Raw genomic sequence first — 11,715 nt, forward strand, 5'->3', positions numbered from 1 at the left:
GGCTGGGTGGGTGGAGTTGTCGGGGGTGGGCGGAGTGGCGTGTCGGTGTTCGTCTTTGGGCGCGGCAGAGTCACCTGTTCATGCGCATGCGACTGAGCACCCCCCTGTCCCTCTGCCTAGCCGCCGCAGCCGTCGTCCTCGTCCCCGGGGCCACGGCGACCGCAGCCCCCGCCGCCGCGGAGGCGTCCTGCACGGGCGCCGACGCGCAGGGCTTCCCGCTCGCCACCCGCATCCACGACGGCCCCTCCTCCTACGAGCCCGGCGGCTACGGCATCTGGTACCTCGACCTCACCAACACCACGAACCGCGTCTGCACCGACGTCCACCCGGTCGTCGTCCTCGTCGACGACCACCGTGCCCTCAAGCCCGCCCAGACCGAGCTGGAGTTCTACGACGGCCGCAGCGCCCGCCCGGTCGCGCTGACCGAGACCGACGCGTCCGAACTGGTCGGCGTCTTCGACGGGAACGACTTCCCCGGCTTCACCGTGGCGCCCGGGGCGACCGTCTCGGTCAAGGTCAGACTCGCCGTCGCCGCCGACGCCGTCCCGAACGCGGTCACCGCCAACGCGGCCCTCGTCCAGCGGCAGGGTTCGGACGGGGACTGGGTGGGGGAGTCCAACGACTACCGCTTCGGCATCGGCCAGGACCCGCCCCCGCCCCCGCTCCCGTCCTCGCCCATGGCCTCGCCCACGGCATCCGCCGGACCGGACCCCACGGCCGACCCCGACGCCCCCGCCACCCCGGACGCCCCGGCCTCCGCCCTCCCCTCGGCCGGCACGGAGGAGGTCTCCGGCGCGGCCACCCCGGGAGCCTCCCCGGGGACCGCGCCCACCGCCTCCCCCGACGGCGCCCTGCCCTTCGCCGTGGAGGCCGCCGAGGCCGGGGAACGCGCCCGGGAACTGGCCCGTACCGGCGCCGGCCTGGCCCACGGACTGCTCACGGCGACGGCCGCGCTGCTCCTCGTAGGCGCGACCGCCTTCCTGCTGGCACGTCGCCGGCCATGACTCCGTCCGCATCCGCCGTCGCGGAAACGGCCGGTGGTCCGCCGAACCACGTGCCCGACGCGGTGGCCGGGCCGTCGAGTTGCCGGGAGCGCCCACGCACCGTGCCCCGACGAAGCGTGCGACCAGCCACGATGAGTTCGCGGAAGGCCGCCGGCCCCTCCCGGTCCGTGTCGCGGAACGCTTAGGCTGGGGGCCGTCGGTACGCCGTGGTTCCGGCGCCCCAGCTCAGGCATGACCCGCACACACGCCATCCGCACGCCAGGAGAAGCACCAACATGGCAGACCGCAAGCCCATCGAGTCATGGCTCACCGACATGGACGGCGTTCTCATCCACGAGGGGGTCCCGATCCCCGGCGCGGACGCCTTCCTGAAGAAGCTGAAGGAGTCCGGGCGGCCCTTCCTGGTGCTCACCAACAACTCCATCTACACCGCCCGCGACCTGCACGCACGGCTGCGGCGGATGGGCCTGGACGTGCCGGTGGACAACATCTGGACCTCCGCCCTGGCCACCGCCCAGTTCCTGGACGACCAGCGGCCCGGCGGCAGCGCCTACGTCATCGGCGAGGCCGGTCTGACCACCGCGCTGCACGACATCGGGTACATCCTCACCGACCACGAGCCCGACTTCGTGATCCTCGGGGAGACCCGCACCTACTCCTTCGAGGCGCTGACCAAGGCGGTGCGCCTGATCAACGACGGCGCCCGGTTCATCGCCACCAACCCCGACAACGTCGGTCCGTCCACCGACGGCGACCTGCCCGCCACCGGTTCGGTCGCCGCGCTGATCACGGCGGCGACCGGCAAGAAGCCGTACTTCGTCGGCAAGCCCAACCCGCTGATGATGCGGGCCGGGCTGAACGCGATCGGCGCGCACTCGGAGACCTCCGCGATGATCGGCGACCGGATGGACACCGACGTCCTCGCGGGCCTGGAGGCCGGGATGCGCACCTTCCTGGTGCTGTCCGGCGTCACCCAGCCCGACGACGTCGACCGCTACCCCTTCCGCCCCTCCGAGGTCGTCGACTCCATCGCGGACCTCGTCGACCGGGTCTGACTCTGGTCTGAGTCCGAGACCGGGTCTGAGTCCGAGACCGGGTCTGAGTCCGAGTCAGGCCTGAGACGGCCGTCCGTCGGGGCTGGGCCAAACCTGAGCTCACCCGTACGGAGCAATCCGGCGCCCCCCGAGGATGCGGGGGTGCCGGGTGCGGGGGAGCCTCCAGATATCTGGAGGTTCACGATGGGCTCAATTCGCCTCACTCTCTGTGCGGGGCTCCTGGTCACGGCCGCCGGCCTCGCCCCGACGGCCGCGTACGCGGCGGACGGCCGCGGGGTCACCGTCACCCCCGCCTCGCCGGCCCCCGGCTCCGTGGTGACCCTGCGGGTCGCCGGCTGCTCCGGTACGACCGGCAGCGCCGTCTCGACGGCCTTCGTCTCCGACGCCCGCCTCAGCGGCTCCGACGGCACGCTGACCGGTGAGACCCAGGTCCGCTCCACGACCGGCCCCGGCTCCTACGACGTGCGGGTCGGCTGCGCCGGCTCGGAGGTCACCGGCCGTGTCACCGTCGTGGCGCGGTCGGCGTCCCGGCAGGACGCGCCCGACGCCCTGTTCTCCTCGCCCATCGCGCCCGTGCACGCGGGCGGCGGGGGCGCAGCTCCGCTCGCCTCGGTGGAGTCCCGCTCGGCCGGTCCCGACACCGCGCAGGCGGTCACCGGTCTCCTCCTCGCCGGGTTCGCCGCGGCCGCCGTCGGGCTGCTGAGCGCCCGGCGGAGCCGCGGCTCACGCTGAGGACGGGGCCCGGATGTCCGACGACACCGAACGTCCGTCCGGCACCGGACGGCTGCTGACCGGCGTGGCCTGGGCCGTCCTGCTGCTCGGGCTGTGGCTGTGGGGGCGCGGGGTCACCGAGGTGCCCGACGCCCTGACCGGGCCCACCACGGGTGACGTGGCCGCCGTGGGGCGTCCCGCCGGCGCCGAACTCCCGCCCGCGGCGGAGCCGTTGACCTCGGCCGTACCCCAGCGCATCGACATCCCGGACCTCGGCGTGCAGGCCCCCGTGGTCGTCCGTGGCCTCGACGGGAACGGCGGGGTCGAGCCGCCGCCCTTCGACCAGCCCGGCGTGGTCGGCTGGTACGGCTCCGGGACCGGGCCGGGGTCGGCCGGCACCGCGGTCCTGGTCGGGCACGTCGACACCGCGACCCGGCCCGCCGTCTTCTACAAGATCAGCGCCCTGCGCCCCGGCGAGCGGATCCGGGTGGTCCGTTCCGACGGCACCGTGGCCGAGTTCACCGTCGACGACATACGGGTCCTGCCCCGCGACCACTTCGACGCCCGGCAGGCGTACGGGGCGCGCGAGTCGGGCCGTGCCGAACTGCGCCTGATCACCTGCGGCGGCACCTTCGACCGGAGCACCGGCAGTTACACGGCGAACGTGGTCGTCTCGGCGTACCTCACCGGGACGGCCGCGTAGGGGGCGCCCCGCACCTGGCGCCCGGTCGACGGCCCGCTCCCCTGAGACCGCCGACCGGGCCGGTCCTCGACCGCGCGCGCTCGGGCTGCGGGAGTAACCCGGCGGCAGGCGCGGGAGGCTGGGAGGGCGGGGCCGGGGGGCTGGGCGGCCGCCCGCAAGCGACTCTAGAGGGCGACGGCCACCCGAGCCTAGGGATCCACCCGCCAACCTCCACACCAACCCCCACCGCCGTTCCCGTCCGCGGCTTGGTGGTGGCTGGTCGCGCGGTTCCCGTGCCCCTGGCGGGGTGCGTTGCGGCGCCCCCACCGCCGTTCTCGTCCGCGGCTTGGTGGTGGCTGGTCGCGCGGTTCCCCGTGCCTCTGGCGGGGTGCGTTGCGGCGCCCCCACCGCCGTTCTCGTCCGCGGCTTGGTGGTGGCTGGTCGCGCGGTTCCCCGTGCCTCTGGCGGGGTGCGTTGCGGCGCCCCCACCGCCGTTCTCGTCCGCGGCTTGGTGGTGGCTGGTCGCGCGCCTGGCGGGGTGCGTTGTGGTGTCCCGCCCGCCGTTCCCGTATGCGGCTCGTGGTGGCTCGTCGCGCGGTTCCCCGTGCCCTGGTGGGGTGCGTTGCATCTCGTGGTGAGTGCGGGGGTATGTCACGATTGGGTGTGGTCAAGTGCGGCCGTCCAGGGGGGAATTGGATGTACGGCAGCAGGGGGGTCCGGCTGTTCGGCCGGGCGGTGGCGGTCGCGGTGTCGGTACTGCTCGCCGGCTGTTCCCCGGACGGCGGGACGGGTGGCGCCGGTACCCGGCGGTCCGTCGGGGCGGACCCGTTCTGGGTGAATCCCGAGTCCAACGCGGCCCGTCAGGTGAGGAGTTACGCGCGGGCGGGCAAGGACTCCGACGCCGAGCAGATCCGCAAGATCGCGGTACAGCCGACCGGCGAGTGGATCGGCCCGGAGAACCCCGAGCAGGAGGCGCGCGGCTTCACCGAGGCCGCCCGGAGGTCCGGCCGCACCGCCCTCCTGGTGCTCTACGACATCCCGCACCGTGACTGCGGCCAGTACAGTCAGGGCGGCGCGGCCGACGGCGACGCGTACCGGGCGTGGATCGACGGCGTCGCCCGCGGCATCCAGGACCGCGCCGCCACGGTGATCCTGGAACCGGACGCCGTACTGCACCTCGTCGACGGCTGCACCCCGGCCCGGTTCGCCGAGGAGCGCTACGACCTGCTGCGCGGCGCGGTCACCAGGCTGAAGTCGCTGCGGAACACCAAGGTGTACCTGGACGCCGGGAACGCCGGCTGGGGCCACCCCGACCAGATCTACCGGCCCCTGGAGCAGGCGGGCGTCGCACAGGCGGACGGCTTCGCGGTCAACGTCTCCAACTTCTACTCCACCCGGGACTCCATCGCCTACGGCGCACAGCTCTCGGCGAAGGTGCGCGGCAAGCACTTCGTGATCGACACCAGCAGGAACGGCAACGGCCCGTACGCGGGCGGCGATCCGGCCGAACGCTGGTGCAACCCGCCGGGCCGCTCGCTCGGCGAGACCCCGACGACGAGGACGGCGGACGCCCTGGTGGACGCCTATCTGTGGGTCAAGCGCCCGGGCGAGTCGGACGGCACCTGCAAGGGCGGCCCGCGGGCCGGCGACTGGTGGCCGGCCTACGCCCTGGGACTGGCACGGGCGACGGCTTCCTGAGCGGCGGTCCGGGCCCGCGGTGGACGGCCCGGAAAATTCCGTCGCCGCCCGCGAACATTTCCGCCGCACCACGCATCTGAGCTTGTGTACGGCACCGGAAGACGGTCCGGGGCGCACGCCCCGGCCGCACCGCAGCACACGAGTGGAGCCCGACACCGTGAACGAAGACCAGAACACCATCGACCGTCGCACGTCCCGTCGCCGCACCGGCCGCAAGGCAGGCCGTACGGTGCTCGCCGGAGTCGCCCTCGCCGGCCTCGGACTCGTCTGGGCGGGCCCGGCCCAGGCCGGCCAGAACACTGCCAAGGCGACCCCGACCTGCAAGGAGTCGGCGTTCAAGGCCACCTTCGGCCGGCAGCTCGCCGGCGGCATGAACCACCAGGGCGTCGTCATCAACCTGCGCAACCTCAGCGGCCGGACCTGCGTGGTGCGCGGCTACCCCGGCCTGGGGCTCGAGAACGCCTCGCACAGGGCGATCAAGACCCGTGTGACGTGGGGCGACACCTGGTACGCCAAGGACCCGGGCAAGAAGACGATCTCCCTCAGGGACGGTCAGAGCGTCGAGGCCGTCGTCGCCTGGACCCACGCCAACACCGGCACCTCGGGCGCGGTGCACGCCTCCTACCTGGAGATCACCCCGCCCGCCGCCACCACGCACAAGACGCTCGCCTTCAAGCAGTGGGTCGACCACGGTGACCTCTCCGTCACCGCGCTGGCCCGGCACGTCGACATCAACGACTGACGCCCCGGCGGGCCGTCCGCGTCCCCCGCCCCAGGGCCCGGCGGGGCGACGCGGACGGCCGGGCGCGGCCGGGGAGGTGCTACGGCACCCTCACCCACCGCGCCCGGCTGGGCGTCCCCTGGTCGTCGTCCACGAACACCATGTACCACCCGGACGGCACCAGGTTCCGGTTCCTCGGCACGGTCACCGTGATCCGGTCACCGGACGTGCTGAAGTCCAGCGCGATCGACCGCTGGTCCACGTCCGTCACATGGGTGGTGGCGCCGGGCCGGATCAGCCGGACCTTCCTGACGGCCGAGGCGTGCCGTGACGTGAACGTCCCCGTCCCGCCCCGGACGATGGTCCCCGGGCCCCCGCTCAGCGAGGGCCGCGAGTCCCGGTAGAGGTACGGCGGGGTGTAGACCTCGATCCGCTGCTCGAAGACGCCCGGTTCGGTGTCGGCCTGGTCCGCGAACAGCGGGTTGGAGCCGAAGAACATCACCCGGCCGTCCGGCAGCAGCACCGAACCGGCGTGGTAGTCCCGCCCCACCAGCGGGTCGGCGACCCTCCGGAAGGAGTTCGTCGCGGGGTCGTAGAGCCGTGCCTGCCTGATGTCGGAGGCGCCCCGGCCCCGGTAGTCCTCGGAGCCGCCCGACACCAGCACGGTGTCGTCCGGCAGCACCGAGATCTGCGGGTAGCGCGTCCCCTTCTCCAGCGTGGGCCCGTCCACGAACCCCGGGTGGCGGGCCGACAGGTCGATCAGCCGGGTCCGGTTCGTCGACAGCGCGGACTCGCCGACCCCGCCGCCCCCGACCACCAGGTACTTCTCGTCCTGGGCCGGCGGCAGCAGCACGGTCCCGGACGTCTCCAGCAGGTTCGGGCCGCCGATCCCCGGCAGCCGGGTGAACCGGTTGGTGTCCACGTCCCAGATCCCCGGGTCGCGGCCCACGTCGTCCGGCCCGTACCCGGCGTTGGAACCCGAGTAGAAGATCCTGCCGTCCTGGAGCAGGAACAGCGCCGGGTAGGTCGGGAACTGGCGCTCGTACCGCGTGTACGTCCAGGACCTCGTCCGCGGGTCGAAGACCTCGTTCTTGCCCGGCACCAGCTGCCCGATGTCGTCGAGCCCCGAGACGCCGAGCACCCTGCCGTCCGACAGGGTGGTGAGCGTCGGGTACCAGCGCGCCTCGTTCATCGGGTCGACCTTGATGTACTTCTCGGCGACCGGGTCGAACTCATAGGTGTCTCTGATGCCCTGGAAGTCCCGTTTGTCGAGGCCGAGTTTGTTGGCGATGCCGTAGGTGTTGCGGGCGTCGGCACCGGTCAGACCCTGGATGCTGTAGTTGTCCTGAGCGCCGGTCTCGTACTTCGTGCCCTGCTTCGGCGCCTCCACGATCACCCGTGCGTAGCCGGGGTTGTTCCGCAGGAACCTGCCGGTCTTCCGGTCGAAGACCTTGGTGGCGCGCGGGACGAGCGCGGAGTCGTCGGAGACGAAGGTCCTGCCGTTCCGCTTGCCGGTGAACCGGGTGCCCTTGGGCAGGGTCATCGGCCTGTCCGGGTTCTCGTTGTAGAGGATCATGACGCCGCCGGCCTTCTCGACGTCGCCCTCGAGCTTCTCGTACCGCTTGGTGCCGCCGGCGATCAGGATGTTGCCGTCGGCGAGCTGGGTGTGGCCGGTGCAGAACAGGTCGGCCGGGGTGGGCACCTTCCTGACGGTGCCCTTGGCCGGGTCCCAGATCCGGCTGTCGTAGATCTTCGCGTCGAAGTTGTCCTGGTTGTTGCCCGAGCCCGCGACCAGCAGCACCTTGCCGGTGTGCAGGAGGACCGCGTGGATGGTGTCCTGGCGGTACTCCTTCGGGAACTCGACGATGTCCCAGTGGCCGTTCTCGGCCTTGTACTCGGGTCTGTTGATCTTGTACTCGTGGTACTGCCCGGTCCCGAAGCGGTACACCCACGGTCCGTTCGTCCCGGCCAGGACGAGCCCCACCGCCGTGCCGACCGCGAGACGTCGGGCCCGGCCGCGGCCGGTGCTCTCGGTCATTCCGCACGCCCCCGAGTCCGCCGCCGAGCGCGATCCGCCTCCTGGCGCAGGGTGTGGCGCCAGACGACGATCGGCGCGGCCGTGATGAGCAGCGCCAGCGAGGCCCAGGTGAGCATCGCCGGCTGAGCGTGGCCGTTCAGGACACCCGAGACCAGCGAACCGGCGAAGACGACGATGAAGAACCAGTGGATCCGGAACGTGCCGAAGAGGGTGTCCGGGCTGGCCGACTCGCCCTTCGGTGTGACGACGAACCGGCTCCCGCGGCGCAGTACCGCGTCCATCAGCGAGCGGGCGTAGACCGGTGCGGACAGCGCCGACATCACCATGCCGGCCACGCCGCCGGAGCCCTCCGGCTCGTGCGGGGAGACGTTGTGCCGGCGGTTCCAGACGTAGAGGCCGATCTGGAGCGCGGAGGCGTTGCCGTAGAGCATCAGCCACACGGTCGGGTCGATGTTGACGCCCGAGGCGCCGAGGCCCAGGAACAACGCGCAACTCAGGGCCGCGAGGATCCAGTTGAGGGCCGACATCGGATAGAAGACGATCATCATGGTGTAGTTGAGGAGCTTGCCCGGCGGCAGCGAGAACAGGCCCTTCCAGTACTGCTTGAGGATCGTCTCGTACGTGCCGCGGGACCAGCGCAGCTGCTGGGTGAAGAAGTCGGTCCAGGCGCTCGGGCCCTCGCCGACCGCGAGGACGTCCGGGGTGTACACCGACCGCCATTTCCGGCCCGTCTCCGGGTTCCTGGCGCGGTGCATCTCGAAGCCGGTGGCCATGTCCTCGGTGATCGAGTCGTACAGCCCGCCGATCTGCCTGATCGCCCTGACGCGCACGGCGTTGGAGGTGCCGACGAACATGGGGGCGCCGTAGCGGTTGCCGGCGCGCTGGATCAGGGCGTGGAACAGGAACTGCTGGGACTCGGCGGCCTTGGTGACGAACGTGTCGTAGTTGCCGTACACCTGCGGGCCGATGACGAAGCCGACGTCCGGGTCGCGGAAGTAACCGAGCATCCGCTCCAGGTAGTTGGGGAGCGGGACGTGGTCGGTGTCGACGGAGGCGAAGAAGTCGTACGCGTCGCCGTGCGCCTCCAGCCAGGCGTTGTAGTTGCCGTGCTTGGTCTTCGCGCGGTGCGGGCCCTTAGGCCGGTTCCACCTCTCGACGCCCTTGCGGGTGAAGTGGTGCACGCCCAGGCGCGCGCAGACCTGCTTCACCTCCGGGTCGTCGCCCTCGTCGAGCAGCCAGACGTGCAGCAGCCCGCGGTGGCGCAGCCGGACCGCCGCCCGAAGGGTCCGGGTGACCATGTCGAGGGGTTCCTTGCCGGGCACGAACGTGGTGATGAAGGCGACCCGGGTGCCGGTCTGCGGGACCACCGGGACGGGGTCGCGGGCGACCAGGGTGGCGTGCGCGTTGGACAGCACGTTCATGCAGCGGAAGAACTCGATCAGGCCGATCGACACCAGCATCACCGTGTCGAGGACCGGCAGGACGTCGTAGGCCGGTTGGTCCCGCTGGGTCCAGTGCTCCGGTTGCAGCAGCCAGGTCAGCAGGACCAGCGAGAGCAGCGGGGCCGCGCCCAGCATCAGCGCGGCGCGGACGCGGTGCGGTTCCTGGGAGAGCAGCGAGCGGTAGCGCACGCGGTAGGGGCGGGCCGGATCGGGCTGGGTGAGGGGGCCCGCGAGCCGGCTGTAGTGCTCGTAGTCGTATCTCGGCAGCGTTCTCTTCATCCGGCGCAGGGCGCCGGTGGTGGTGCGGTGCGCGGGCAGCCGGGCACCCGTCGGCGTCGACGTCATGAGTCATCCCCCCACACACGCAGGTCAACGCGTGTCTGTCGGTCCCACCGCCCGATCCGGTCCCCCTCGACCCTCTCGGGCGCGTCCATGGCGGGGCACGGCCGTTCCGCGGAGCGCGGACACGGACCGTGACCGTCCGGTTGCGTGGTGCCCCCCTCGGCACCGATTCATGACGGGCCCCTCTCCCCGCAGATCTGGCAACCGGGGTTATCTACCCCCCAAGTGCCCGGAATCACCGGGACTTTGGACATTCAGGTTCCTATGGCGCTCAGCCTGCCCGCAAGACGTGAAACGCCCTGGTACCGGTCATACGCGTGCATTGAGGAACATGTGGGGATCGCGTGGACCGGCCGTGTCGGTCGTTGACGGACGAGGGCGAATGCCGGAAGGCCCCCCGCTGCTGCGGAGGGCCTTCCGGTTGTCTGTGCGCCGCCAGGGACTCGAACCCCGGACCCGCTGATTAAGAGTCAGCTGCTCTAACCAACTGAGCTAGCGGCGCCTGCTGACAGCGAGAACTCTACCCGACCGGGGGGCGTGCTCCCGACCACCGGCCACCAGGGTGATCCCCCCGCGTCCCCCCGTGTCCCTCCCGTGTACATCATTCGGACCGTCAGCATGCGCGCCGGGATGACAGTTGGGAAACTGATCAACGTGCACAATCCTGGACATATCCATCCGAAGTGTGAGGGGAATCGCATGCCGGCCCCGGTATTCGAGGAATTCGACCCCGCGAACGACTGCGAATGCCCCGGATGCGTCCACTGGCGGCGGGTCGGTTCCTCCCCGCTGCCGGGCCGCTTCGGCGGGCACCCGGCCGCCCGGGGTGTGCTGGTCGTGGCCGCCGCCGCGTCCGCCGCCCTCGCCGCGAGCGCCCCGCAGGCCGCCGCCCACAGCGCCCCGCCCGCCCCCCACCGGTCCGCCGCCCCCGTGGACCCCGACCCCGAGACCCCGCAGGGCGCCAAGTCCCCCCTGCACGGCCCGGCCGGCAAGCCTCTGCACGGCCCGGTCACCACGCCCCCCATCACCCGTACGGAGATCATCAACCGCGCCAAGACCTGGGTCACCGCCAAGGTGCCGTACAGCATGAGCCTCTACTGGACGGACGGCTACCGCCAGGACTGCTCCGGCTACGTCTCCATGGCCTGGGGTCTGACCGGCAACGAGTGGACCGGCAGCCTCGGCCAGTTCGGCACCAAGATCACCAAGGCCGAGCTCCAGCCCGGCGACATGCTGCTCTTCCACAACCCGGACAACCCCGAGAAGGGCTCGCACGTCGTGCTCTTCGGCGGCTGGACGGACTACACGCACACGGCGTACACGGCGTACGAGCAGACACCCCCGCACGCCCGCCGCCAGTCCACGCCGTACGCCTACTGGAGCAACTCCGCCAAGTACGTCCCCTACCGCTACAAGGGACTGGTCGCGGACCCCGGTGCGGCGGGCGCGCTGGCCGGGAAGGCGGCCGGGCCGTTCCCGGGGGCGGCCTTCTTCGGTCCCGGCGCCGACAACAAGTACGTCACCCTCCTCGGCCGGATGCTGGTCGCCCGGGGCGCCGGCGGCTTCTACGGCAAGGGGCCGGGACCGGTCTGGGGTCTCGCGGACCAGCGGGCCACCCTCGCCTTCCAGCAGGCCCAGGGCTGGACCGGCGCCGCCGCCGACGGGCTGCCGGGACCGCGGACCTGGGAACTCCTCGCCAGTGGCCGGGGCCGGAACATCAAGCCCGCCGGCGCCCCGGCCACCCCCGCCTCGCACGGGGTGCCGGGCTACCCCGGCAAGAACCACTTCCGCCCGGGCGCCGACAACGAGCACGTCACCCGGCTCGGTGAGCGGCTGGTCGAGAAGGGCTACGGCCGTTTCTACACCGACGGTCCGGGGCCGCGCTGGGGCGAGGCGGACCGCAGGGCCGTCGAGGCGTTCCAGCGCGCCCAGGGCTGGCGCGGCGGCGCGGCCGACGGCTACCCGGGGCCGGAGACCTGGCGCCGGCTGTTCCGGTGACGACCCCCACGAGCACCCACGAAC

At 72.1% G+C, this 11,715-nt stretch carries 9 protein-coding genes and 1 tRNA gene; 7 read left to right on the plus strand and 3 right to left on the minus strand.

Annotated elements, in window-relative coordinates; genetic code table 11:
• Positions 1 to 86: 86 nt before the first annotated feature.
• The 6 genes from AAW13_RS37010 (at position 87) to AAW13_RS37035 (ending at position 5,892) form a co-directional block, all read left to right on the plus strand.
• Positions 87 to 1,004: a hypothetical protein gene (locus AAW13_RS37010; protein ID WP_420855511.1), complete on the plus strand. Its 918-nt coding sequence runs from the start codon at positions 87 to 89 to the stop codon at positions 1,002 to 1,004.
• Positions 1,005 to 1,279: 275 nt separating this feature from the next.
• A complete protein-coding gene (locus tag AAW13_RS37015; protein WP_046734717.1) occupies positions 1,280 to 2,059 on the plus strand; it encodes an HAD-IIA family hydrolase in 780 nt (259 codons plus the stop codon).
• Positions 2,060 to 2,242: 183 nt separating this feature from the next.
• Positions 2,243 to 2,791 (plus strand): hypothetical protein, encoded by a 549-nt coding sequence (locus AAW13_RS37020; RefSeq protein ID WP_046734716.1) that lies wholly within the window; start codon positions 2,243 to 2,245, stop codon positions 2,789 to 2,791.
• 13 nt (positions 2,792 to 2,804) lie between these two features.
• Entirely contained in the window at positions 2,805 to 3,473 is a 669-nt protein-coding gene (locus AAW13_RS37025) for a class F sortase (RefSeq protein WP_046734715.1), read from the plus strand.
• A gap of 675 nt (positions 3,474 to 4,148) precedes the next feature.
• Positions 4,149 to 5,150 (plus strand): glycoside hydrolase family 6 protein, encoded by a 1,002-nt coding sequence (locus tag AAW13_RS37030; RefSeq protein ID WP_046731062.1) that lies wholly within the window; start codon positions 4,149 to 4,151, stop codon positions 5,148 to 5,150.
• 157 nt (positions 5,151 to 5,307) lie between these two features.
• Entirely contained in the window at positions 5,308 to 5,892 is a 585-nt protein-coding gene (locus AAW13_RS37035) for a DUF4232 domain-containing protein (protein WP_046731061.1), read from the plus strand.
• Positions 5,893 to 5,971: 79 nt separating this feature from the next.
• Here AAW13_RS37035 and glxA read toward each other — a convergent pair whose 3' ends face one another.
• The 3 genes from glxA to AAW13_RS37050 form a co-directional block, all read right to left on the minus strand.
• Entirely contained in the window at positions 5,972 to 7,909 is a 1,938-nt protein-coding gene (glxA, locus tag AAW13_RS37040; RefSeq protein ID WP_046731060.1) for a radical copper oxidase GlxA, read from the minus strand.
• Positions 7,906 to 9,696 (minus strand): glycosyltransferase family 2 protein, encoded by a 1,791-nt coding sequence (locus AAW13_RS37045; RefSeq protein WP_079179119.1) that lies wholly within the window; start codon positions 9,694 to 9,696, stop codon positions 7,906 to 7,908. The genes glxA and AAW13_RS37045 overlap by 4 nt, the downstream gene beginning before the upstream one ends.
• 425 nt (positions 9,697 to 10,121) lie before the next feature.
• A tRNA-Lys gene (locus tag AAW13_RS37050) sits at positions 10,122 to 10,195 on the minus strand.
• Between the two features lie 197 nt (positions 10,196 to 10,392).
• Here AAW13_RS37050 and AAW13_RS37055 point away from each other — a divergent pair.
• Entirely contained in the window at positions 10,393 to 11,691 is a 1,299-nt protein-coding gene (locus AAW13_RS37055; RefSeq protein ID WP_046731059.1) for a peptidoglycan-binding protein, read from the plus strand.
• The last annotated feature ends 24 nt before the right edge of the window (positions 11,692 to 11,715 follow it).

Origin of the sequence: Streptomyces humi (genome assembly GCF_001005085.2) — a bacterium.
Taxonomy (GTDB): Bacteria; Actinomycetota; Actinomycetes; order Streptomycetales; family Streptomycetaceae; genus Streptomyces; species Streptomyces humi.